Here is a 24,211-nt window from a genome sequence, read left to right on the forward strand (position 1 = left end):
CGCAGTGCGGCACTACATCTAGGCCAAGATATCACAACACCCGGAGCCACCCTATGCCCATGCAAGCCAGCGAAATCGAAGACCTGATCCGCGCTTCCTTTCCGGACGCCAAGATCACCGTCGAAGGCAATGATGGTGTGCATATGGCGGCCATGGTCGTTGACGAAAGCTTTCGCGGTATGAACCGGGTTCAGCAACAGCGCGCCGTCTATGCGGCCCTCAAAGGCAAGATGGACGGATCGAACGGTGATCTGCACGCGCTGGCGCTGACCACACGGACGCCGGATTAAGCGATGTGGGGCTGGGCCGCAGCGGTTGTTCTGGGCGGGATTGCCGCTACCGCCTATGCCCAACACCGTGCGCGGCGCGGGCGGCATGTGCCGCTGTCGCAGCGCCAGCCTCCGCGCCCTGAGACCGGCAAAGTGCCGCTGGGGATGGAGGCGCTGGATCTGGATGCCGTGGCCAGCACCGCGCGGCGCAATGAGAGCCTTGAGCGTGGGCAGACGAATTGGACGAAGAAACGGGGCGGTTTCTTTCTCGGCGGGGCCGAGTTGGATGTGAAGCCCTGGGCCGACGATGAAACCTATGCGCGGCGCTATCACGCTGCGTTCAAGAAATCAGATACGAAGGACAAATGACATGAGCGATGCCGCCAACCAGATCAAAGAACAAATCACCAAAAATGACGTGGTTCTGTTTATGAAAGGCACCAAGGAAATGCCGCAGTGCGGTTTCTCCAGCCGCGTGGCCGGGGTGCTGAACTACATGGGCGTGAACTATAGCGATGTGAACGTGCTGGCTGATGAGGGGCTGCGTCAGGGGATCAAGGACTTCTCTGACTGGCCGACCATCCCGCAGCTTTACGTCAAAGGCGAGTTCGTCGGTGGCTGTGACATCATCACCGAGATGACACTCTCGGGCGAGTTGGACACGCTCTTTGCCGAGAACGGCGTGACCTTTGATAAGGACGCTGCGGACAAGATCCGCGAAGCCAACGGTTAAAGCGACCACAGGTTAGACGAAAACACCCCGGAGCGGCTTGGCCCTCCGGGGTGTTTTTTTGTCCGGCACCTGCAGGCGCCCCGCGCAGCACCACCAGCGATAGCGCCCTGCAAACTCGGCGTCGAAAACCGCCCCGAACGCACCCCAAACGGGCGCGCCCCGGCAGCACCTTAACCTCAGTCTTCAATCGCCGTGATCATATCGACGCGGCGGCCATGACGCCCGCCTTCAAATTCGGTATCCAGAAATGCGTCCACGATCTCAAGCGCAAGCCCGCCGCCGATCACCCGCGCGCCCATCGACAGCATATTCGCGTCGTTATGCGCCCGGATCATCTTGGCCGAGAAGGTATCGGCACAGACGCCGCAGCGAATGCCCTTGACCTTATTCGCCGCCATCATGATGCCCTGCCCCGTGCCGCAGATCAGGATGCCAAGGTCGAACTCCCCCGCAGCGATGCGTCGTGCGGCGGCTTCGCCGTGTTTGGGGTAATCCGTGCTCTCTGCCGTTGCCGGGCCGATGTCTTCGACCTCAAAACCGCGCTCGGCCACATGGCGCGCGATGTCTTGGCGCAGGGCGATGTCGGCATGGTCGCTTGAGATGATGATGCGGGGTTTCACGGTCATGGGAGAGTGTCCTGATTGTTGCGTCGCAAGATCCAGCACCCAAGGGGCACTTTTCGCGCCCCCCAGATCATATTGCCGCCCGCGCCGCAATCCCGCATGGGGTCAATATTGCGGCACACAGTCCGTATAGATCGGCGTCACCGCGTCGCTGGCCCCCTCGTGCCAGCCAAGGCGCGCACGGCCCTGATGTTCCCACCATTCATAGGATGACCCATCCGACGGCCAGCCATATCGCGCGCCAGAGCCGGAGGGCATGATTTGCAAATGGATCAACCGCCCTTCGACATAGAGCACCGCGACAGCGGGATCGGCATCGGGGACATAGACCACCGGCACCGCTACTCCACGATCACAAAGATAGGTCAAAGCGGTCGTCTCAGCACCGGCAGGAGCGGCCCAGAGCAGCGCACAGAGGGCTGCTCTGGCCAGTTTTCTCATTTGTCCGACTTCTCTTCAATCTCGGCGGCCAGCGCTTCGGCCCGTGCGGCGATCTCGGCCAAGGTGTCTTTGACACCCTGCGGCACAACGGGCACTTCGATACGCTCCGGCTCGATCTTGGTGTTACGCAGGCTGGTCAATTCGGCCTCACGCTCGGCCAATTCGGCGCGCAACTCAGCAATGCGGTCTTCGACGCTGGCGGTCTTATCGGCCAAGAGCAGACCGGCCATGAGCAGCATCCGCGCCTCGGGCATGCGGCCCACCTGATCGCTCAGCACGCGGGCTTCGTCGTCCAGCATTTTGGCGGCGGCGTGCAGATAGCTCTCTTCACCTTCCTGACAGGCGACCTCGAACTGGCGGCCGCCAATGGTGATCCGTATTTCGGGCATCAGTCGGCCCCTCCTGACTTGGGTTCTTCTTCGGCGCGGTCGTCCTCGGCGGGCGCTTCGGGTTCGGGCTCGCCGTCTTCGACCAGAGGTGCCAACGCGGTCAACACGGCGTCAATCTCGGCCATCTCAATGGCGCGGGTGGCGCGCAGGCTTTCCAACTCGGCGATCACGGCGGTGTCGATCAACTTGGGGTCGGCCAGCCCTTCGGCATTGGCCAGACGCAACTGCTCACAGGCCGCCGACAACTGCTCATTCGCCTGACGCAGACGCTGCACGTCCATATCAAGCTGGGTCACCCGGTCATTGTTGAATTCCATCTGATCGCGCAGGGCGGTCAATTCGTCCTGATGGCTTTCCTTCAGGGTTTTGACCCGGTCGGTCAGCTGAGCGTTGGCTTGCCGCTCGTCTTCCAGCGCCTGCACGATATCCTCATCCGGCTCGGCCGGGGCGGCGTTGAGCTGATCCAGCCCCTTCGCCATCCGATCCATCGCGGCCGTGATGCGGCGTTGATATTCTTCAAGTTCACTCATCCGCATGAAGTCTCCTCGTTCGTCCTGCTCTATCGGCGGCGTTTTCGCCTGCCGTGCCCCGTGGCGGCGGCCCGTTATGGCTGCCATATTCGGCAGATAGCGCGCAGCCGACGCAATGTCACGCGCGCGAATCGCCCGGATCAGCCGGTTTCCGCAATCCTAGCCAAAGCGCAGGCAAATTGCGCCCCCCCTTTCGTTTCAGCGACTTGAGGCACAGAGTTCACCTCTGCCCGTGCCGCGCACCGCTTCTGGCGCCCGGTTGTGCTTGAACTTTGCCCGATCGCTGGTATGCACAGGCCCAATCTGCCACAGCCGCAAAGGAACGCCCCGTGGATCTGACAGCCCTCGCACGCGCAAACCCCGATCACTGGTCCAAGGCCACCGCCATTCGCGCGCTGACCCTCGATGCCGTCGCCGCCGCCAATTCGGGCCACTCCGGCATGCCGATGGGCATGGCCGATGTGGCCACCGTGCTCTTTGAAAAGCACCTGAAATTTGATGCGTCCAACCCGCTTTGGCCTGATCGTGACCGCTTCATCCTGTCGGCGGGCCACGGCTCCATGCTGATCTACTCGCTGTTGCACCTGACGGGCTATGAGCAGTTCCCCATCGAAGAGCTGAAAAACTTTCGCCAGATGGGCGCGCGCACAGCCGGGCACCCGGAAAACTTCCTTGCCGACGCGATTGAGACCACCACCGGACCGCTCGGCCAAGGCATTGCCAATTCGGTCGGTTTCGCCATGGCCGAAGAGATGCTGCGCGCGCAGTACGGGGCAAAGGTCGTTGACCACCACACCTATGTCATCGCGGGCGACGGCTGCTTGATGGAAGGCGTGAGCCAAGAGGCGATCACGCTGGCAGGCCGCCACAAACTGAGCAAGCTCATCGTGATGTGGGACAACAACAACATCACCATCGACGGCCCGGTGACCCTGTCGGACAACACCGATCAGGTCGCGCGCTTCAAGGCCGCGCAGTGGCATGTGATCGAAATCGACGGCCACAACCCCGATGAGATCGACGCGGCCCTGACCGAGGCGAAAGCCTCTGATCTGCCCACCATGATCGCCTGCAAAACCCATATCGCTCTGGGCCACGCGGCACAGGACACCTCGAAAGGCCACGGCGCTTTGACGGATGCCGATCAAATGGCAGATGCGAAGAAAGCCTATGGCTGGACGACTGGCCCCTTCGAAGTGCCCTCGGATGTGAAATCCGCATGGGAAGAGATCGGCAAACGCGGTGCCGACGAACGCCGCGCTTGGGAAGAGCGTTTCGACAAAATGCCCCGCGCCAAGCGGGAGACGTTTAACCGAGCGCTAGCGCTGGAAGCGCCCAAGAAGATGAGCGCTACCGTCAAAGCCTTCAAAAAGCAGATCACCGAGAGCGCGCCCAAGATGGCGACCCGCGCGGCGAGCGAAAAAGCTCTCGAAGTGCTGAACCCGATCCTGCCCGAAACGGTTGGCGGCTCGGCGGACCTGACCGGCTCGAACAACACCAAGACCTCCGATCTGGGTGTCTTCGACGTGGACAACCGCGGCGGGCGCTATGTCTACTGGGGCATCCGCGAGCACGGCATGGCGGCGGCGATGAACGGCATGGCGCTGCACGGCGGCATCCGTCCCTATGGCGGCACCTTCATGTGTTTCACCGACTATGCGCGTCCGTCGATGCGCCTCGCGGCGCTGATGCAAATCCCCACGGCCTTCGTCATGACCCATGACAGCATCGGCCTTGGCGAAGATGGCCCGACCCACCAGCCGGTCGAGCATCTGGCGATCAGCCGTGCCACACCCAACACCTACGTCTTCCGCCCCGCCGACGCGGTGGAAACGGCAGAGGCTTGGGAGATTGCCTTCACCTCGAAAACTACGCCATCGGTTCTGTCCCTGACCCGTCAGGGCCTGCCAACCGTGCGTCTTGAGCATAAGAACAACAACCTCACCGAAAAAGGCGCCTATGTGCTGGCCGATGCCGAGGGCAAGCGTCAGGTGATCCTGATCGCCACCGGTTCGGAAGTGCATGTGGCACTGGCCGCGCGTGACCTGTTGCAGGCCGAGGGCATCGGCACCCGCGTCGTCTCCATGCCCTGTATGGAGCTATTCGCTGCGCAGGATGAAGCTTACCGCAAGCGCGTGCTGCCCGGTGGTGCCGTGCGTGTCGGTATCGAAGCAGGCATGCGTCAGGGCTGGGATCAATGGCTCTTTGGCGAGCGCGGCAAATACGGCAAGGCGGACTTCGTCGGCATGGACCGTTTCGGTGCCTCCGCCCCGGCGGAAGAACTGTTCGAGCGTTTCGGCTTCACCGCCGAGAATGTCGCTGAGAAAGCCAAGGCGCTGCTCTGATCCACGGATCACACGGCACAGCAAAAAGGGGCGACGGTTCAACCGTCGCCCCTTTTCTATTGTCCTATCACTAGAACCGCGTTTTACACCGCCGCCTTATGAAAGACCTTGCGCCAGATCGGCGTGATGATCTTCTCACCCACCGGGATTAGCAGCAGGCCAAGAGCCAGACCAAAGACGCCATCGATTGCCGCTGTTGTAGTCCACTCCACTGCCCCTTCGAATTGTGCGGGGACCGCATGGCCCACGGTGACTGCCACGTCGTGAATCCAGTTGTAGGGCGCCGCAAAGCCCATCTGCTCTAGCCCGTGAATAATGATCGACCCGCCAACCCAAAGCATTGCAGCCGTTCCGACGAACGTCAGCAGCTTCAGAAAGCCGGGCATCGCGCGCACCAAACCGCGCCCAAATGTCCGTGTCAGGGCAAAACGCCCCCTATTTGCCATCACCAGCCCCAAATCGTCCATCTTCACGATCAAAGCGACCGCACCATAGACCGCAACCGTGATCATCACTGCCACCGCCGCCAGTGTCGCCGCTTCCATCCAGAAATTGCTTTCCGGGATCGCCGACAACGCAATGGTCATAATCTCTGCCGAAAGGATAAAGTCAGTCTTGATCGCGCCCGCGGCCTTCTGCTCTTCCAGATGCGCAGGGTCTTCGATCACCTTCTCCTTGTCAGGATAATCCTCGTGCCCGTGCCCCCAGCCAAGCGCATGAGCAACCTTCTCAGCCCCCTCAAAACACAGATAAGCGCCACCCAGCATCAACAGCGGTGAGATCGCCCAAGGCGCGAAATTCGCCAAAAGCAACCCAACGGGCAACAGATACACCAGCTTGTTGCGCAACGAACCTTTGGTGATCCGCCAAATCACCGGCAGCTCACGCTCAGCCTTGAACCCATGCAGATACTTCGGCGTCACCGCTGCGTCGTCAATCACCGCCCCCGCCGCCTTCGAGCCCGCTTTGGCCGCCTGCCCGATCACGTCATCCACGCTCGCCGCCGCAACTTTGGCGATGGCCGCCACGTCATCTACAAGTGCCAGTAAACCGCTCATTCCGTGCCCCTTTTTGCGTGTTGCAACCGAAGTAGCATGTGCAGCCCATCTGGCAAGCCCGAAGCCGGAGCGACCTTTACCGCTAACATGCAGGTTTAACGCTAACATATGGAAATCATTTGGTTTTGCCCCTTTCCCCTGCCTGCCTTGCGCGGATATAGAACGCGCGACCCCGACATACGGCCTCCCTTCGCGCGGCCCGAGACAAGGAATGCACCATGACCATCAAAGTTGGCATCAACGGATTTGGCCGCATCGGCCGCTGCACCCTCAGCCATATCGCGGCCTCGGGGCGCCATGACATCGAAGTGATCAAGGTGAACGCCACCGGCCCGCTCAGCACTGCTGCGCATCTCATCAAATACGATTCCGTCCATGGCCGCTTCCCCGGCGAAGTCTCTGTCGACGGCGGCTATATGAACCTCGGCCAAAACGACATCGAGATGATGTCGAGCTACAACCTCGAAGAGCTCGATTGGTCCGGCTGCGACGTGGTTCTGGAATGCACCGGCAAGTTCAACGACGGCAACAAAGCCAACGTTCACCTTAAGAACGGCGCCAAGCGCGTCCTGCTCTCCGCTCCCGGCAAAAACGTCGATAAGACAATCGTCTACGGCGTGAATGACGACCAGTTGACCGCTTCCGACCGGATGATCTCAAACGGGTCTTGCACCACCAACTGCCTCGCGCCGCTGGCCAAAGTCATGCATGACGCCGTGGGCATCGAAAGCGGCCTGATGACGACGATCCACAGCTACACCGGCGACCAGCCGACGCTCGACCGACGCCACGATGACCTCTACCGCGCCCGCGCCGCTGCCATGGCGCTGATCCCCACCTCCACCGGGGCTGCCAAAGCTCTGGGCGAAGTGCTTCCCGCGCTCAAAGGCAAACTCGACGGCACCGCCATGCGCGTCCCCACCCCCAACGTCAGCGCCGTTGACCTGACCTTCCAAGCCAGCCGCGACGTGACGGTGGAAGAGATCAACGCCGCCGCCCGCGCCGCCGCCGATGGCCCGATGAAACGTGTGCTGGCCTATGATCCCGAACAGAAAGTCAGCATCGACTTCAACCATACGGAGCAAAGCTGCATCTTCGCCCCCGACCAGACCATCGTCGTCGCAGGCCGCACCGTGCGCGTGCTCGGTTGGTATGACAACGAATGGGCCTTCTCGGTCCGCATGGCCGATGTCGCCGTCGCCATGGGCAAACTGGGCTAAGGCTTGCACGGCGGGGGTGTGGCTGTAATATCAGGCCAACCCCGCCCGGAGCCGCGCCATGACCAATTCCATCGCCATCGTGCTGGCCCTCGTCATCGCCGGGGCCATGATGGTCGACCTCTATGCCTATGGCGCGGACCATATGATCTATCTCGGCAAAAAGCTTTTTGAATTGATCGAATGGGTTGCCTTTTGGCGCTAAGGAAAGCCGCGCCGCAACCCTCTTTTCTGTCCCATCGGAACCGGCGTGCTATCGGTCACCGACCGCAGACTGGTCTCAGCCGATTCAACCACGCCGCCGATCAAACGGCGCTGCGACAAGACAATCTGCTGAGGGTCTTACAGGCACGACCACGAATGGGCTTCTCCCACCGCATGCTGGCCCCGGCCGCTATCATCGCCGCCCAAGGCCGCTGACGACAAAAAGACGCGACCGCCACTCACGCGCCACGCCCCTCCCCTTCATCCTTTTAAAAATACCGCGCAGAACCGCGCCGCACCCGGTCCGCTCTCTACTCCGGACGCTACTTCCGCGCAAAGCGCTCAATCAGCACTTCGTTCACCGCAGGGGTCACAAATTTGCTGACATCGCCATCAAGCCGCGCAATCTCTTTCACCAGTTTGCTGGCGATGGCCTGATGCGTGGCCTCGGCCATCAGAAAGACCGTCTCGATAGAATCGTCCAACTGCCGGTTCATGCCAACCATCTGGAACTCATACTCAAAATCCGACACCGCCCGCAGACCGCGCACGATGGTCTGCGCCCCGACATCGCGCGCGCAGTCGATTAGCAGGTTTTCGAAAGGGTGCACCACGATCTCGACGCCGGTTTCCTCGGCCAATTGCACGCATTCCGCTTCGATCAGCGCGACACGTTCCTCAAGGCTAAAGAGCGGCCCCTTGTCGCGGTTAATCGCCACGCCGATCACCAGCCGGTCGACCATACGGGCGGCGCGGCGGATGATATCGATATGCCCCAGCGTGATCGGGTCGAACGTACCGGGATAGAGGGCTATGCGCATGTAATTGTCCTGCGTATCTGCTGCGTTGCGGCACAGCCAAGCATTTCACTGCCGCAAGCGCAAGTCGGTTAGCGGTAGCACTGTTCCGCGGTCAGCCCGCAGAACCGCCCTGTCGTGGCCCCTGAAAACGCCTCAGTGGCCCATGATCATGCCTTCGAGGGCCTGCTTCTCCATCGACAGTTCCTGCAACTGCGCCTTGACCACGTCGCCGAGAGAGATCAGCCCCACGAGTTCCCCGTCTTCCAACACGGGCATATGGCGAAACCGTCCGTCGGTCATCTGTTGCAACACCGCGTCAGAGCGGTCATCCCGGCTGCAGGTCACCAGCTTACGGGTCATGATGCTCTCAGCCGCCTGTTGCAGGCAGCCCGCGCCCGAACGGCCCAGTTCGCGCACGATGTCCCGCTCAGACAGAATCCCATCTGGCGTCTTGCCATCGGCCGAGATCACCAGCGTCCCGATCCGCATTTCAGCCAGCATCGCCGCCGCCTCAGAGATCGCCAATCCGGGTTTGGCCGTAACCACCTTGCCATCGGGCTTGGTCTTGAGAATCTGCGATACGAGCATCTGACGCCTCCTTTGATGCAGGGCAAAGTCCCCTCCAGCGTCACCGCGAAATCCTTTCATGTCAAGCTTTTGGCGCAGTCTTCTGCGCGGCTTCGGCCTCCAGCCGGGCAGTCTCGGCCCGAAGCCCGGCGGCCAGCGCCTCGGCAAAAGCCGCCAGTCGGGCGTTGCGGCGGTCGTCTGCATGGCGGATCAGATAGAAGGCCCGCTTGAGGCTGACGGCCTGCGTCAGGATGCGCCGCACGCCTTGGGTTGCGGCAAGCGAAAAGTCATGCGCGATGCCTATCCCACCGCCCTGCTGGATCATCCGCACCTGAACGGAGACGGAATTTGACGCCAAGGCCACGCGGCTGATGCCGAGGTCGGCGAGGTAGTCCAACTCCCGATCAAAAATCATATCCGGGATATAGCCAACCATCCGGTGCCTTTGCAGATCGCCAACCGAGGTCACCTCGGGGTGGCGTGCGAGATAGCTTTCCGCGGCCGCAAGATGGAGGTGGTAGTCCGTCACTTTCTGTACCACCAGCCGCCCTGCCGTGGGCGCGCTCACCCCGATCGCCATATCCGCCTCGCGCCGGGACAGGTTGAAAACGCGCGGCAATGCGATGATCTGCACATCCAGATCGGGGTTTTTCGCCGCAATGGCCGCACAGACCTGCGGCAGCAGATAATTTGCCGCCCCATCGGGCGCACCCACGCGGATCTGCCCTGAGAGTTGGTCGCTTTGCACCGGCACCCCGGCGGTGGCGGCGCGCATCGCCTGCTCGGCCCGCTCTGCCCGCTGCATCAGGTCACTGCCAGCCTCGGTCAGCATATAGCCTTGGGGCGATTTGACGAAGAGCACGGTCTGCAGCGCCTTTTCCAAACGCGCCATGCGGCGACCCAGCGTTGCGGGATCGAGCCGCAGCAGCTTGCCCGCGCCCGACAGGCTCTGCTCGCGCGCCACGGCTAGAAACAGCCGCAGGTCGTCCCAATTCTGATCCATTTCGCTGCCTTCCATAGATTTGCAAAAATGCAAGACGGTTTTGCCATCCTTCCTCTGTTACATTGCTTTTTGCAAGGCTATCGTGCCGCCAACCAAAGAGGAGACCGATCATGCAAGAGATGACCCACTACCTGAACGGCGAACACGTCAAAGGCACCTCCGGGCGCTTTGCCGACGTGATGAACCCCGCCACCGGCGAAGTGCAGGCGAAAGTGCCGCTCGCCAATGGCGATGAGCTGAACAAAGCCGTGGAATACGCTGCCGCCGCCCAGCCCAAATGGGCCGCGACCAACCCACAGCGCCGCGCCCGCGTGCTGATGAAGTTCGTCTCCCTGCTCAACCGCGACATGGACAAGCTGGCCGAAGCGCTGAGCCGTGAGCACGGCAAAACCCTGCCCGACGCCGCCGGTGACGTGCAGCGTGGCCTTGAAGTGGTGGAATACTGCATCGGTGCGCCGGAACTGCTGAAAGGTGACTTCACCGACAGCGCGGGTCCGGGCATTGACATGTACTCCATGCGCCAAGCGCTTGGTGTGACCGCGGGCATCACGCCCTTCAACTTCCCCGCCATGATCCCGATGTGGATGTTCGCCCCCGCCATCGCCTGCGGCAATGCCTTCATTCTGAAGCCTTCCGAGCGTGACCCCTCTGTGCCGCTGATGCTGGCCGAATTGCTGGAAGAAGCCGGACTGCCCAAGGGCATCATTCAGGTCGTGAACGGCGACAAGGAGGCGGTCGACGCGATCCTGCACCATGACGTGATCCAGTCGGTGGGTTTCGTGGGCTCGACCCCGATTGCCGAGTACATCTACGCAACCGGCTGTGCCAACGGCAAGCGCGTGCAGTGTTTCGGTGGCGCCAAGAACCACATGATCATCATGCCCGACGCAGACATGGACCAAGCCGCCGACGCGCTGATCGGCGCGGGTTACGGTGCTGCTGGCGAACGCTGCATGGCGATCTCCGTAGCCGTGCCGGTGGGCGATGAGACCGCCGACCGCCTGATCGAAAAGCTTGTGCCGCGCATCGAAAAGCTGAAAGTCGGCCCTTACACCTCCGGCAATGACGTAGACTATGGCCCGGTTGTGACCGCTGCCGCCAAAGCCAATATCGAACGTCTGGTGCAGTCCGGTATCGACCAAGGTGCAGAACTGGTTGTCGATGGCCGCGACTTCAAACTGCAAGGCTATGAGAACGGCTATTTCGTCGGTCCGCACCTTTTTGACCGCGCCACCAAGGACATGGACATCTACCAGCAGGAAATCTTTGGCCCCGTGCTGACCTGCGTCCGCGCCAAAGACTACGAAGAGGCGATCGGCCTTGCCATGGACCACGAGTATGGCAACGGCACCGCGATCTTCACCCGTGACGGCGACGCGGCGCGTGACTTTGCCAACCGGATCAACGTCGGCATGGTCGGCATCAACGTGCCAATCCCGGTGCCGCTGGCCTACCACACCTTTGGCGGCTGGAAGAAATCCGTCTTTGGCGATTTGAACCAGCACGGGCCGGATGCGTTCAAGTTCTACACCCGCACCAAGACCGTGACGGCCCGTTGGCCCTCGGGCATCAAAGAGGGTGGCGAATTCTCCATCCCGGTGATGGAGTAAATCATCACGCCGGCTGCCCCGCGGCAGTCGGCCCTAAAGAACGGGGCCAGCGCCATGCAAAAAGAATTTACCATCGGAATTGAAGAAGAGTATCTTCTGGTCGACAAGGATTCACTGGCGCTGGCTGACACCCCCGAAGGGTTGATGGAAGATTGCCGCAAAGACCTTGGCGATCAGGTCAGCCCCGAATTTCTGCAATGTCAGATCGAGATCGGCAGCAAGCCTTGCAAGACCGTTGGCGAGGCCCGTGAGGACTTAAAGCGTCTGCGCAGCACGATCTCCAGACACGCCGCCAAGCATAATTTGTCCCCCGTGGCCGTCTCCTGCCATCCTTTCTCCGATTGGAAGAACCAAGAGACGACGCATAAGGAACGCTACGACCAGCTTGAGATTGAGTTGGGCGGTGTCGCACGCCGGATGCTAAGCTGTGGGATGCATGTCCATGTGGGCATTGAGGGGGATGACCTGCGCATCGACCTGATGCCGCAATTCGCTTATTTCCTGCCCCACCTGCTCGCACTCTCGGCCTCGTCGCCCTATTGGCAGGGCGAAGACACCGGGCTGGCGTCTTACCGTCTTGCGGTGATGGAGAGCATGCCGCGCACGGGGCTGCCGCCCTTGCTTCATAGTTGGGGAGAGTATGAGCGCAGCACGCAGGCGCTGATTGACCTCGATATCATTCCCGACCAGTCGAAAATCTGGTGGGACCTGCGCCCGTCGACCCATTACCCGACGCTGGAAAGCCGCATCTGCGATGTACAGCCGCGCTTGTCACACGCGCTTGGGCTGGCGGGGCTGACACAGTCCCTCACCCGCTTCCTGCTGCGCCTGCGCGACAGCAATCTGCGCTGGCGCGAATATGACCGCTTCCTGATCGAGGAAAACCGCTGGCGCGCGCAGCGCTACGGCGTGAACGAGACGCTGATCGACTTCGGGGGGCCGACGCTCAAACCCTTCGACCAGATGTTCGAGGAAATCATCGGCCTGATCGCCGAAGACGCCGAGGCGCTCAGATGTCTGGATGAGGTCTGCGCCCTGCGCGACGTGGTGAAACAGGGCACATCCGCCGACCGTCAGCGCAAAGTCTGGGCCGAAGCGCCCGATGGCAAGGGTGGCGAGGCCGTCGTGCGCCATCTGATAGAGGAATACCACGCCGATCTGTGACGCTTGTTGCGGCACCTTTCGGCTGATAGAATTAAACAAGTGTTCAGTTCCAGGGACACATGACTTCAGGGAGGAGCCGCGATGGATTTCGCATTGAACGAGGAACAGACCGCCATTTTCGACATGGCCCATGCATTCGGGCAGGAGAATATCGCGCCCCACGCCCACCAATGGGAGAAAGACGGCACTATCCCCAAAAAGCTTTGGCCAGAGGTCGGCGCATTGGGGTTCGGCGGGCTCTATGTCTCTGAAGACACCGGCGGCGCGGGGCTCACACGTCTGGACGCCACGCTGGTCTTTGAGGCGCTGTCGATGGCCTGCCCCTCGGTCGCGGCGTTCCTGTCGATCCACAATATGTGCGCCAAGATGCTCGACACCTTCGCCAGTGACGAGATGAAAGAGCGCGTCATGCCCAAAGTACTCACCATGGAGACGGTGCTGAGCTACTGCCTGACTGAACCCGGCTCCGGCTCCGACGCGGCAGCGCTCAAGACCCGTTGCGAGCGCACCAACGAAGGCTATACGCTGAACGGCACCAAGGCGTTCATCTCGGGCGGTGGCTATTCGGATGCCTATGTCACCATGGTCCGCACCTCCGACGACGGCGCGCGCGGCGTCTCCACCGTCTATGTCGAGGATGGCACGCCGGGCCTCAGCTTCGGCGGGCTGGAAGACAAGATGGGCTGGCGCAGCCAGCCGACGGCGCTGGTGCAATTTGATGACTGCAAGATCGGCGCGGAGAACCTTGTTGGCGAAGAGGGCAAGGGCTTCAAATACGCCATGGCGGGCCTCGACGGTGGGCGGCTGAACATCTCCGCCTGCTCGCTCGGCGCGGCACAAACTGCGCTGACCAAGACGCTGGAGTACATGGGCGACCGCAAAGCCTTTGGCCAGAGCATCGACCAGTTCCAAGGGTTGCAGTTCCGCCTTGCCGATATGGAGATCGAATTGCAGGCCGCACGCACCTTCCTGCGCCAAGCGGCGTGGAAGCTCGACACCGGCGCCCCGGATGCGACCAAGTTCTGCGCCATGGCCAAGAAATTCGTGACCGAGACGGGCAGCAAGGTCGTCGACCAATGTCTGCAATTGCACGGCGGCTATGGCTACCTTGCCGACTACGGGATCGAGAAACTGGTCCGCGACCTGCGGGTGCACCAAATCCTTGAGGGCACGAATGAGATCATGCGCGTGATCGTTGCCCGCGACATGCTTAAGAACCGCTGAGGCCCCCATGAGTGATATCCACATCCGCATAACGGGCCGCGCCGGACGCATCACGTTGACGCGGCCCAATGCGCTGAACGCGCTGAGCTACGACATGTGCATCGCCATCGAAAAGGCGATCGACGACTGGCGCGATGACCCAGAGGTCGCCGTGATCGTGCTGGATGCCGTGGGTGAAAAAGCCTTCTGCGCGGGCGGTGACGTGGCGCAGCTTTACCAAACGGGCAAGGACGGAGATTTCGACTTCGCCCGACGTTTTTGGGCCGATGAATACCGGCTCAACAACAAACTTCACGGTTTTCCCAAGCCAGTGATCTCCTTCATGCAGGGCTTCACCATGGGCGGCGGGGTCGGCATCGGCTGCCACGGCTCGCACCGCGTCGTGGGCGAGAGCAGCAAGATCGCCATGCCCGAATGCGGCATCGGGCTGGTGCCCGACGTGGGCGGTACGCTGCTGCTGGCACAGGCACCGGGACGGATGGGCGAATACCTTGGCCTCACCGGCGCGCGGATGGGCGCAGGCGACGTGCTCCACGCCGGTTTCGCGGATTATTTTATCGCGCAGGCCGAATGGCCCGATCTTATCGCGCAACTGGAAGAGAACGGTGATCCCTTCATCCTCGACCGCGCTGCAAGCTCCCCGCCCCCGTCCACGCTGGCAGAGGTTCAGGAAGAGGTGGACCGCCTCTTTCATGGCGAAAGCCTTAAAGAAATCGACGCGGCGCTTGCGATGTCTGACAGCGATTTCGCCGCAGAGACAGTGAAAACCCTGCGCCGCAACTCCCCCCTGTCGATGGCCTGCACGCTAGAGATGCTGCGCCGCCTGCGCGGCCCCGGCATCGGCATGGTCCCGGCACTCGAACAGGAATACCGCTTTACCGCGCGGTCACTGGAAAAAGGCGATTTCATCGAAGGTGTGCGCGCCGCGATCATCGACAAGGACCGCAGCCCCAATTGGCAACACCCCGACTGGGACGTGCCGCAGGCCGATATCGACGCCATGCTCGCCCTCTTGGGCGACAACGAATTGAAGTTGGAGGAAAATTCATGAGTAATCTTACAATCGGTTTCATCGGTCTGGGCAATATGGGCGGGCCCATGGCCGCCAATCTCGCCGCCGCGGGCCATACCGTGCGCGGCAATGACGTGGCCGGCACCACCGCCGAAGGGGTCGCCGAGGCCAAGACCATCGCAGAGGCGGTCGGGGATGCCGATGTGGTCATCACCATGCTGCCCAACGGCGCGATCCTGCGCCAAGTGGCCGAAGAAGCGGTCGCACATATGGCGCCGGGCGCGCTGCTGATCGATTGCTCCACCGTCGACGTGGAAAGCGCGCGTTTCGCGGCAGAGGCCGCGCAGAAGGCTGGATTGCTCTTTGTGGATGCCCCCGTCTCTGGCGGGATCGGCGGCGCGCAGGGCGGCACGCTTACCTTCATGGCGGGCGGCGCGGAGGCAGCCTTTGAAAAGGCCAAACCGCTGTTCGACATCATAGGTCAGAAAGCCGTTCATTGCGGCGATGCGGGCGCAGGCCAAGCGGCGAAAATCTGCAACAACATGATCCTTGGTGCCACGATGATCGCCACCTGCGAAGCCTTTGCACTGGCTGACAAACTGGGCCTTGATCGCGAACGGATGTTCGACGTGGTCAGCACGTCTTCGGGCTATTCATGGTCGATGAACGCCTATTGCCCGGCCCCCGGCGTCGGCCCCCAATCGCCCGCCGACAACGACTACAAACCGGGGTTCGCGGCAGAGCTGATGCTCAAAGATCTGGGGCTGTCCCAGCAGGCTGCGGAAATGGCCAATGCCGACACGCCGATGGGCGCGCTGGCCAAGGAACTCTACACCCGTTTCGTCGAGGAAGAAGGCGGCAAGGGCAAAGACTTCTCTGCCATGCTGCCCCGTTTTGAGCAGCGCGGCTGGCAAGGTTAAGCCGACCGCCCCCCACCCGGGAACGACCCGGCCCGAGCAGGCGTTAACTTCAGAATGACCCCATCTGAGGAGATCACCTGATGCGACGCCTGCTCATTACCACGATTCTGACCACCGCCTGCGCGACCGGCCCGCTGGTCGCCGCCGGAACCGGCTTTGCCCCGGCCCAGCCCGCGGTTGCCTTTGACAGCAACGGCCCTGAGACGCTTTGGCTCGCCAAAGATGACAAAAACAACAAGGGCAAAGACAAGAAAGACAAAAAGGCGAAGAAGAAAGATAAGCAGGAGAAGAAGGCCGAGAAAAAAAGAGAAAAGCGCGAGAAACAAGCCGAGAAGCACAAAGAGAAGAAGGCCAAGAAAGATAAGGAAGACGATAAGATCGAGATCAAGATCAACGGTGATAAGGTCAAGATCAAAGGTGATGAGGTCAAACTGCCCAAGGGCATGGACCGCGCCGAGTTTGATGAGCGCGTGACCCGCTTTACGCAGGACCGTGAGACTGTGGTCACCCGTCTTCTAAACACCCCGGCGCCCGAAGGGCGTGACATGGCCGCTATCCTCGGTGCGGCGGCGCTTGCCCTGGCCGCGCCTGAATTGAACGCATCCGCCCTCCCCGAGGACGAGCTGATTACCTATCGCAACTGCCCCCCTGGTCTGGCCAAGAAGGACCCGCCCTGCGTGCCCCCCGGGCTGGCAAAACAGGGCGTGACCTATGAACAATGGGCCAGCTATTCCGACGATGAACTGGACACATTGCTGGAAGAGCGCCGCCAACCCTATCTTGAAGCCGATCCGCTGACGGAACGCGAGTTGCTCCTACTTGAGTCCCACCAAATCGCACAGCTCTACAGCCTTGATGCCGCGCCTGCTGGTCATCGCTATGCGCTGATCGATGGCCAGCCCGTGCTGCTGAGCAACGAAGATCACACCGCGCTGCTTCGAATTAACGAATTGGCACGGGTGCCCACCATAGGCTCAGGCGTAAACATCGCACCGACCGCCGCGCTGACGCAGGCGGACCTCATCAATCTCTACCGTCTGCCCGAGCCGGAAGAAGGCTATAACTACGCGGTCCTGAACGGTCAAGTGATCTCGCTACGCGATAGCGCCTACGAGACGCTGCAACTGATCCGCATCGCCCGCGCCGTGTTGTAAGGACACGCCACAGGCCAAGCCAACCAAGTGGTGGCGGTTATTCCGCCGCCACTTTTGTTTGCTTATATAGCATCGGTTTGAGGTACTTCCCGGTATGGCTTTCGGCCACGTCTGCGACCTTTTCGGGCGTGCCCGTGGCCACAACCCGGCCACCGCCGTCACCGCCCTCAGGGCCGATATCAATAATATGATCGGCGGTTTTCACCACATCTAGGTTATGCTCAATCACGACCACGGAATTGCCTTGATCGACCAATTCGTGCAGCACTTCCAACAGCTTGCGCACGTCTTCGAAATGCAGGCCCGTTGTCGGTTCATCAAGAATATATAGCGTGCGCCCGGTGGAACGTTTGCTCAACTCCTTGCTGAGCTTCACCCGCTGCGCCTCACCGCCCGACAGGGTCGTGGCCTGCTGTCCGACCTTGATATAGCCCAGCCCCACTCGCATCAGCGCATCCATCTTTTCACGGATCGAAGGCACGGCGGCAAAGAAGCTTTGCGCATCTTCTACGGTCATATCAAGCACGTCGGCGATGCTCTTACCCTTGAACCGCACTTCCAGCGTCTCGCGGTTATAGCGGGCGCCTTTGCAGGTCTCGCATTCCACGTAAACATCCGGGAGGAAGTGCATCTCGATCTTGATGACCCCGTCACCCTGACAGGCCTCGCAACGCCCGCCTTTCACGTTGAAAGAGAAACGCCCTGGCTTATAGCCGCGCTCTTTCGCTTCCGGCAGACCGGCGAACCAATCCCGGATCGGCGTGAACGCCCCGGTGTAAGTCGCTGGGTTCGAACGCGGAGTCCGACCGATGGGCCGCTGGTCAATGTCGATGACCTTGTCGAGATGTTCCAACCCTTTGATGGTCTGACAGGGCGCAGGCGTCTGCCGCGCGCCATTCAGGTTCATCGACGCGGTTTTGAAAAGGGTTTCAATCGTAAGGGTGGATTTGCCGCCCCCCGACACACCCGTAACACAGACGAATTTACCCAGCGGGAAATCGACAGTCACATTCTGCAAGTTGTTGCCAGTAGCCTTTACGACCTGCAGCTTCTTCTTGTTCCCCTTGCGTCGCTTGGCCGGGACCGAGATTTCACGAACGCCGGTAAGATACTGACCAGTAACAGAATTGGGATCATTCGCCACCTGTTCAGGCGTGCCATGGCTCACTACTTGCCCGCCGTGAACTCCAGCACCCGGCCCGATGTCGAACACATAATCGGCCTCGCGGATGGCCTCTTCGTCATGCTCTACAACGATCACCGTATTCCCCTGATCCCGCAGGTTCTTTAAGGTATCCAGCAACCGGTCATTATCGCGCTGATGCAGCCCGATCGACGGTTCATCAAGCACGTAAAGCACGCCCGTCAGGCCAGAGCCGATCTGGCTTGCCAGACGGATACGCTGGCTCTCGCCACCACTTAAAGTACCACTTGAACGAGACATCGTAAGGTACTCTAGACCCACGTTATTCAGGAATCCTAGGCGTTCCCGAATTTCCTTTAGAATGGCCTTTGCGATCTCATTCTTCTGCGGGGTTAGATGATCCGGCACAGCCTTGCACCAGTCAAAGGCTTCACGGATCGACATCTCCACCACCTTACCGATGTGGAGCAACTCGTTCTCATTGCCAGTCGTGGGGCCAATGCGTACCGCAAGCGCTTCGGGCCGCAGGCGATAGCCGCCACAGGTGCCACAGGGGCGGTTGTTCTGATAGCGCTCAAACTCTTCGCGGACCCAGTTGCTGTCCGTTTCGCGGTAGCGGCGCTGCATATTGGGGATCACCCCCTCGAACACCCGCTTGACCTCATAAACGCGCCCGCCTTCGTCATAGCGGAAGGTAATCTCTTCCTTGCCGGAACCACGAAGGAACACCTCTTGCACCTTCTCAGGCAGGTCTTTCCAGCGGGTCTTTTGGTCAAAGTTATAATGCTTGGCAATGGCTTCGATGGTTTGCTTAAAGTACGGGGACTTCCCCTTACGCCAAGGCGCCAAGGCCCCGTCATAGATTTTCAGGTTCTGGTCGGGCACCACCAAACGCTCGTCAAAAAAGAGCTCGACACCAAGGCCATCACATGAGGGGCAAGCCCCAAACGGCGCGTTAAAGGAGAACAGTCGCGGCTCAATCTCGGGAATTGTGAAGCCACTGACAGGGCAGGCAAATTTTTCCGAAAACGTATGACGCTCGGGCTCGCCTTCACTGGGCGCCGTTTCGAGAATGGCAATGCCATCGGCAAGGTCGAGCGCTGTGCGCAGCGAGTCCGCCAGGCGCGTTTCCAGCCCTTCGCGCACCACGATCCGGTCGACGACAACATCAATATCATGGCGGAATTTCTTATCCAAAGTCGGCGGCTCATCCAGATCATAGAACTCACCGTTCACCTTGACCCGTTGAAAGCCTTGCTTGCGCAACTCTATGAACTCTTTGCGATATTCACCTTTGCGGTCGCGAATAATCGGCGCCAGCAGATAGGCCCGCGTGCCCTCTTCCATGGTCATGATCCGGTCGACCATGTCCTGCACCTGCTGGGCTTCGATGGGTTTGCCGGTGGCCGGGCTATAGGGGGTGCCGACGCGGGCGAACAACAGCCGCAGATAGTCGTAAATCTCGGTCACCGTCCCGACAGTGGATCGGGGGTTCTTTGAGGTGGTCTTCTGTTCGATTGAAATCGCGGGGCTGAGACCGGAAATGTGATCCACATCCGGTTTTTGCATCATATCAAGGAACTGCCGCGCGTAGGCCGACAGTGATTCCACATAGCGCCGCTGCCCTTCGGCATAGATCGTGTCGAAGGCAAGGCTCGACTTGCCCGAGCCGGAAAGCCCGGTAATTACAACCAGTTGGTCACGCGGAATATCCACGTCGATGTTCTTTAGATTGTGCTCGCGCGCGCCGCGCACTTCGATGTTCTTCAGCTCAGCCATGACATGCCCCTCTTAACGGTTTGTACATAGGTGCTGATGCAGTGTTTTCCAACGGAAAAGTGAGAACTAAACAGGAACGCGCCGACTGCGACGTCGGGCCGCACCAAGGAGGAGATGTGCCACCAGCCCCATAGCAAAGGCCCCACCCGCCAATAACGGCAAGGCCGCGCCGCCAAAGCTCGCTAACCCGAACGCCATAACCGGTGTGCCAAGGCTGTTTCCAAGGTTCCCCATCTGCGCCACTGCGCCGTTTGCCTGCGCCTGCGCGGCGGGGCCGCTGTTGAGTTGCGCGACCGCGGTAAAACTTGCGCCTTGGATCAACCCCATGGCGGCAGCCAGTGCCAAACAGGCCAAGGGCGCGCCGGGGGCGAGCCAGAGCCAAAGCATAGAAAGGGCGGAAAGGGCAAAGCCAGTTTGTACAACAGAGACCGCCGGTAGACGGCGAAGCAATGCGACGCCGATGGTCATCGAGACCGCGATGCTGGTCAGCGGCATGGCCGCCATGGTGGGCGCGCGCCATGCTTCCGGGAGGTAGGGCGGCAGGACAGTGAGGATGGAAACGAAACTGAATGTATAGAACAGCCAGCCCGCCGCAGGGGCGGAAAGGAAGGGAGATCGGTAGATCGCGACGTGATCACGCAGTATCTGCGGCAAAGAGAATGGCGGCTGAGGGCCCTCGTCCTGCAGGCTGCGCAAGCTGCCGGAAAGCACAAGCGCACAGCCCGCCATATAGAGCGCGTGGACGGCGAAAAGCGCAGGCACGCCCCATGTCAGCGCAAGCGGGCGGCCTATGAGGGTCAGGATCGCGAACGCCACGCCAAAGAAGGTGCCCCAGAGGGTCAGGGTAAACCCACGGTCCTTCACGGTACTGAGTTGTGCAATCAACGTCGGCGCGGCAACTACGATGCCCAGATGCGACAGCCCCTCGACCACGCGGCTGGCCAGCATCCAACCAAATCCCGGCAGCAACGCCTGAAAGGTAGATACAGCCGCGCCCAGCCACAGGGCAGATAGCAGCGCACGACGATAGCGGATACGGGCGACCACCAGCCCCGCCACAACGCCAAGGAGGATACCGACACCGCCCACCATTGAAACCAAGAAGCCCAGCGACGCTCCGGCCTGCGGATAATTCTTTGGAAGCAGGTCGAAGATGACGCTCATCTTGCCATATTGCGCCGCCGCCCCCAGGCCCGCGGCCCAAAGCGCGAAAACGCGCGGAAAGGAGGTTTGGTCAGCCATCGGCTCTCATTTCTTCTGGGCCAGCGCCCAAGCGCACAGCGGCATTTTGGGATCGTTAGTCAGGTCATCCGTGCTTTTGTCGAAACCCGGCGGCCAGTCGGGTTCAAGATTGCGGGCGGCGGCGGCACGGTTGCCCCATTGTCGCGCGATGACCCGGCTCTCGTCGAAGCCGGCTTCGATCAGCAAGTTCTTCAGCCCCCGTGCGGACCAGCGCGAATTGTCATTGGGGGCCGCATGAAAGGGGATGAAAAACGGCACAGCGATCCAGAAGTACCCCCCGGCTCTCAGCATCTGTTGCACATGGGCCAGCGCCGTATAGGGCCCATCAAGATGCTCCCAGACCTGATTGGCGAGGATCAGATCAAACTGCCGCACGGCACTGGTTTCGGGGTCGGTAAACGGACCTGCGCAGATGTCATAGGTCGGATAGCCAAACTGTGTATAGCTCTTGAATGCGAAGCGCTTACCGAACCTGCCCGAAATTTCGGCTGCATCCAGCGTCGCAGGGTTCAAACGGCCAATCAGCCGACGGCTGCTGCGGTGCATGACGACACGGTTAAGGCTGACCACGACATGGCTCCCGACGGCTTGGCCAAATTGCGGCGGGGCGAGGCGCGGTCAATGCACCCTGCCCCGCTCGCGTTACATGTGGATCACGCGGTCAAAGGCGTCGAGCACGGATTCGTGCATCATTTCGCTGAGTGTTGGATGCGGGAAGACGGTGTTCATCAGGTCTTCTTCGGTGGTCTCCAACTGGCGGCCCACAACGTAGCCTTGGATCAGCTCGGTCACCTCGGCCCCGACCATATGTGCGCCCAGAAGTTCGCCGGTCTTGGCATCAAAGATGGTTTTCACCATCCCTTCCGGCTCACCCAAGGCCACGGCTTTGCCATTGCCGATGAAGGGGAAACGACCGACCTTGATGTCATAGCCTTGCTCTTTGGCCTTCGCCTCGGTCAGACCGACAGAGGCGACCTGCGGGTGGCAATAGGTGCAACCGGCGATACTTTCGGGTTTGACGGGATGTGGTTTCTGGCCTGCGATGAGTTCGGCAACCATCACCCCTTCATGGCTCGCTTTATGCGCAAGCCACGGCGCACCAGCAATGTCGCCGATGGCATAGAGTCCGTCGACACCTGTGCGGCAATATTCGTCCGTCACCACATGGGTCCGGTCGACTTTGACGCCAAGTTCTTCCAGCCTCAGACCTTCGGTATTACCGACGATGCCAACCGCAGAGATCACGGTGTCGAACTCAAGTTTTTCGACTTTGCCGTCACGTTCGATATGGGCGGTAACCTTGTCGTCCGCACGGTCGAGCTTCTTGACCGTGGCCTTTTGCATGATGGTCATGCCCTGCTTCTCAAACGCCTTCTTGGCGAATTTAGAGATTTCTTCATCTTCTACTGGCAGAACACGGTCCATCACCTCGACCACGGTCGTGTCAGCGCCGAGTGTGTTGTAGAAGCTGGCGAATTCGATCCCGATGGCGCCGGAGCCGATGACCAGCAGCTTCTTGGGGTCATGGACGGGCTGCAAGGCGTGGCGGTAGGTCCAGACGCGCTTGCCATCCGCCTCAAGCCCCGGCAGTTCGCGGGCGCGAGCGCCGGTTGCCAGAACGATGTTCTTGGCCGTCAACTCTTCGCTGCCCTTGTCAGTTTTGACAGAGACCTTGCCCTTTGCCGGAATAGAGGCTTCGCCCATGAAGACGTCAACTTTATTCTTCTTCAGCAGGTGTTTGACTCCGCCTTCCATCTGCTTGGCGACGCCACGCGAGCGTTTGACCACCGCCTCTAGATCATAGTCGATCTTATCCGCTGCCAGACCAAAGTCCTTGGCGCGGTGCATCAGGTGAAACACCTCGGCAGAGCGCAGCAGCGCCTTGGTGGGGATACAGCCCCAGTTGAGGCAGATGCCGCCCAGATTTTCCCGCTCAACAACCGCGACCTTCAGGCCAAGCTGTGCGCCACGGATGGCGGCGACATAGCCGCCCGGCCCCGCACCGATCACGATCAGATCAAAGGATTTGGCAGCCATGGCAAGGACCTCGCGTTAGGGTTTGCAAATATAGTTTACCGCTAAACCATATTTGCAATCGCCACAACCACGCGAATTCATCCTGCCTTGCCGAAGCTCAGGCCGCTTGCAGATTTTCACGCAGCTGTTTGACGGTCCGGCCATATCCGCCTTCGTCGATATAAGAGGTCTCCTGCGCTGTAAAACTGCGCGACAGCGCCGCGTTGCGGTAGGGAAAGCGGCCAAACTGACGGATCACTTCGCGGTGCGCGCGGGCGTGCAGCAGGTTGCTGCCACTGCTTTCCGGCATCCGTTCGCACATTAAACGCACGCAACGGTCCTGATCGCAGAGGTTCTCTGAGTGCATCAGCGGCAGGTAGAAAAACTGCCGCTCGGGCGCTTCCACGCGCATGTCCCAGCCCTTTTCGATCCCCAGTTTCGCCGCCGCGAGGGCGATACGATCGCTGGCAAATGCCTTGCCGGTATCGCGAAACATATTGCGCGGGAATTGATCAGTCACGATCAAAAAGGCCAGCGCGTCGGTGGGATTGGTCAGCCAATGGTTCAGCTTGCCCGCCTCTGCCTCACTCCAGAGCCCCTCGAAACGGCTGCGGATCTCGGCGTCCAGCGCATCAGAACTATTGTACCATCCTGCCGGACCCACGTCCTTGAGCCAGAAATTCAGTACATCTTGGGGTTCTGCATTTGTGGCAGCCATCCCGCACACTCCTTTGCCGCATCTCGGGCGTTTCGTTAAAGTTAAGAAC

General features: G+C 60.7%; 25 protein-coding genes. 12 read left to right on the forward strand and 13 right to left on the reverse strand.

What is annotated here, in order from left to right; all coding sequences use genetic code 11:
* Positions 1-53: 53 nt before the first annotated feature.
* The 3 genes from O4H31_RS10880 to grxD are packed head-to-tail and all read left to right on the forward strand — an operon-like array spanning position 54 to position 1,002.
* Positions 54-290, forward strand: coding sequence for a BolA family protein (locus O4H31_RS10880; protein WP_067629149.1), 237 nt, complete (start codon positions 54-56; stop codon positions 288-290).
* A gap of 3 nt (positions 291-293) precedes the next feature.
* Entirely contained in the window at positions 294-638 is a 345-nt protein-coding gene (locus tag O4H31_RS10885; protein WP_269345644.1) for a hypothetical protein, read from the forward strand.
* Between the two features lies 1 nt (position 639).
* Complete coding sequence (gene grxD / locus O4H31_RS10890) at positions 640-1,002, forward strand: Grx4 family monothiol glutaredoxin (RefSeq protein ID WP_269345646.1); 363 nt, start codon at positions 640-642, stop codon at positions 1,000-1,002.
* 176 nt (positions 1,003-1,178) lie between these two features.
* On the opposite strand, the gene rpiB is transcribed toward grxD, so the two are convergent.
* The 4 genes from rpiB to O4H31_RS10910 all read right to left on the reverse strand — a co-directional run bounded on the left by rpiB (position 1,179) and on the right by O4H31_RS10910 (position 2,985).
* Complete coding sequence (gene rpiB, locus O4H31_RS10895; RefSeq protein WP_132443529.1) at positions 1,179-1,628, reverse strand: ribose 5-phosphate isomerase B; 450 nt, start codon at positions 1,626-1,628, stop codon at positions 1,179-1,181.
* 102 nt (positions 1,629-1,730) lie between these two features.
* Positions 1,731-2,066 (reverse strand): MliC family protein, encoded by a 336-nt coding sequence (locus O4H31_RS10900; RefSeq protein WP_269345650.1) that lies wholly within the window; start codon positions 2,064-2,066, stop codon positions 1,731-1,733.
* Positions 2,063-2,455, reverse strand: coding sequence for a cell division protein ZapA (locus O4H31_RS10905; RefSeq protein WP_269345652.1), 393 nt, complete (start codon positions 2,453-2,455; stop codon positions 2,063-2,065). Before O4H31_RS10905 ends, O4H31_RS10900 begins: the two co-directional genes overlap by 4 nt.
* On the reverse strand, positions 2,455-2,985 hold the full coding sequence (locus tag O4H31_RS10910) for a hypothetical protein (protein ID WP_067629153.1): 531 nt from the start codon (positions 2,983-2,985) through the stop codon (positions 2,455-2,457). Before O4H31_RS10910 ends, O4H31_RS10905 begins: the two co-directional genes overlap by 1 nt.
* 329 nt (positions 2,986-3,314) lie before the next feature.
* Here O4H31_RS10910 and tkt point away from each other — a divergent pair, with 329 nt between their 5' ends.
* The gene (tkt, locus tag O4H31_RS10915; protein WP_269345655.1) at positions 3,315-5,330 is read left to right on the forward strand and encodes a transketolase; all 2,016 of its coding nucleotides are present in this window, start codon (positions 3,315-3,317) and stop codon (positions 5,328-5,330) included.
* A gap of 83 nt (positions 5,331-5,413) precedes the next feature.
* Here tkt and O4H31_RS10920 read toward each other — a convergent pair whose 3' ends face one another.
* Complete coding sequence (locus tag O4H31_RS10920; RefSeq protein WP_269345657.1) at positions 5,414-6,388, reverse strand: DUF808 domain-containing protein; 975 nt, start codon at positions 6,386-6,388, stop codon at positions 5,414-5,416.
* 218 nt (positions 6,389-6,606) lie between these two features.
* On the opposite strand from O4H31_RS10920, the gene gap reads away from it, so the two are divergent.
* A complete protein-coding gene (gap, locus tag O4H31_RS10925; protein ID WP_269345659.1) occupies positions 6,607-7,608 on the forward strand; it encodes a type I glyceraldehyde-3-phosphate dehydrogenase in 1,002 nt (333 codons plus the stop codon).
* 58 nt (positions 7,609-7,666) lie between these two features.
* Positions 7,667-7,810 (forward strand): hypothetical protein, encoded by a 144-nt coding sequence (locus tag O4H31_RS10930; protein WP_201721995.1) that lies wholly within the window; start codon positions 7,667-7,669, stop codon positions 7,808-7,810.
* Positions 7,811-8,132: 322 nt separating this feature from the next.
* Here O4H31_RS10930 and coaD read toward each other — a convergent pair whose 3' ends face one another.
* The 3 genes from coaD to O4H31_RS10945 form a co-directional block, all read right to left on the reverse strand.
* The gene (gene coaD, locus O4H31_RS10935; protein WP_067629160.1) at positions 8,133-8,630 is read right to left on the reverse strand and encodes a pantetheine-phosphate adenylyltransferase; all 498 of its coding nucleotides are present in this window, start codon (positions 8,628-8,630) and stop codon (positions 8,133-8,135) included.
* Between the two features lie 132 nt (positions 8,631-8,762).
* Positions 8,763-9,197 (reverse strand): CBS domain-containing protein, encoded by a 435-nt coding sequence (locus O4H31_RS10940; protein ID WP_269345664.1) that lies wholly within the window; start codon positions 9,195-9,197, stop codon positions 8,763-8,765.
* Between the two features lie 61 nt (positions 9,198-9,258).
* Complete coding sequence (locus O4H31_RS10945) at positions 9,259-10,179, reverse strand: LysR family transcriptional regulator (protein WP_269345665.1); 921 nt, start codon at positions 10,177-10,179, stop codon at positions 9,259-9,261.
* Between the two features lie 110 nt (positions 10,180-10,289).
* Between O4H31_RS10945 and O4H31_RS10950 the strand changes: the two genes are divergently transcribed.
* The 6 genes from O4H31_RS10950 to O4H31_RS10975 all read left to right on the forward strand — a co-directional run bounded on the left by O4H31_RS10950 (position 10,290) and on the right by O4H31_RS10975 (position 17,263).
* Positions 10,290-11,789 (forward strand): CoA-acylating methylmalonate-semialdehyde dehydrogenase, encoded by a 1,500-nt coding sequence (locus O4H31_RS10950; RefSeq protein ID WP_269345666.1) that lies wholly within the window; start codon positions 10,290-10,292, stop codon positions 11,787-11,789.
* A 54-nt stretch (positions 11,790-11,843) separates the two neighbouring features.
* Positions 11,844-12,953 carry a carboxylate-amine ligase gene (locus tag O4H31_RS10955; RefSeq protein ID WP_269345668.1) on the forward strand — a complete coding sequence of 370 codons (1,110 nt, stop codon included), beginning with the start codon at positions 11,844-11,846 and terminating at the stop codon, positions 12,951-12,953.
* 81 nt (positions 12,954-13,034) lie between these two features.
* Positions 13,035-14,177, forward strand: coding sequence for an acyl-CoA dehydrogenase family protein (locus tag O4H31_RS10960; RefSeq protein ID WP_269345669.1), 1,143 nt, complete (start codon positions 13,035-13,037; stop codon positions 14,175-14,177).
* A gap of 7 nt (positions 14,178-14,184) precedes the next feature.
* A complete protein-coding gene (locus O4H31_RS10965; RefSeq protein ID WP_269345671.1) occupies positions 14,185-15,228 on the forward strand; it encodes an enoyl-CoA hydratase/isomerase family protein in 1,044 nt (347 codons plus the stop codon).
* Complete coding sequence (gene mmsB / locus O4H31_RS10970) at positions 15,225-16,109, forward strand: 3-hydroxyisobutyrate dehydrogenase (RefSeq protein ID WP_269345673.1); 885 nt, start codon at positions 15,225-15,227, stop codon at positions 16,107-16,109. The genes O4H31_RS10965 and mmsB overlap by 4 nt, the downstream gene beginning before the upstream one ends.
* 80 nt (positions 16,110-16,189) lie before the next feature.
* The gene (locus O4H31_RS10975; protein ID WP_269345675.1) at positions 16,190-17,263 is read left to right on the forward strand and encodes a transketolase; all 1,074 of its coding nucleotides are present in this window, start codon (positions 16,190-16,192) and stop codon (positions 17,261-17,263) included.
* Between the two features lie 37 nt (positions 17,264-17,300).
* Here the strand turns inward: O4H31_RS10975 and uvrA are convergent, their stop codons facing one another.
* The 5 genes from uvrA to O4H31_RS11000 form a co-directional block, all read right to left on the reverse strand.
* Positions 17,301-20,186, reverse strand: a complete 2,886-nt coding sequence (gene uvrA / locus O4H31_RS10980; protein ID WP_120350897.1) for an excinuclease ABC subunit UvrA — start codon at positions 20,184-20,186, stop codon at positions 17,301-17,303.
* Between the two features lie 66 nt (positions 20,187-20,252).
* Positions 20,253-21,428: an MFS transporter gene (locus tag O4H31_RS10985; protein WP_269345677.1), complete on the reverse strand. Its 1,176-nt coding sequence runs from the start codon at positions 21,426-21,428 to the stop codon at positions 20,253-20,255.
* A gap of 6 nt (positions 21,429-21,434) precedes the next feature.
* Entirely contained in the window at positions 21,435-21,998 is a 564-nt protein-coding gene (locus O4H31_RS10990; RefSeq protein ID WP_269345679.1) for a class I SAM-dependent methyltransferase, read from the reverse strand.
* 72 nt (positions 21,999-22,070) lie between these two features.
* Positions 22,071-23,465: a dihydrolipoyl dehydrogenase gene (gene lpdA / locus O4H31_RS10995; RefSeq protein WP_269345681.1), complete on the reverse strand. Its 1,395-nt coding sequence runs from the start codon at positions 23,463-23,465 to the stop codon at positions 22,071-22,073.
* Positions 23,466-23,562: 97 nt separating this feature from the next.
* Positions 23,563-24,162 (reverse strand): DUF924 family protein, encoded by a 600-nt coding sequence (locus O4H31_RS11000; RefSeq protein ID WP_269345683.1) that lies wholly within the window; start codon positions 24,160-24,162, stop codon positions 23,563-23,565.
* Positions 24,163-24,211: the final 49 nt, after the last annotated feature.

The organism is Sulfitobacter dubius, from assembly GCF_027214245.1.
GTDB lineage: Bacteria > Pseudomonadota > Alphaproteobacteria > Rhodobacterales > Rhodobacteraceae > Sulfitobacter > Sulfitobacter dubius_A.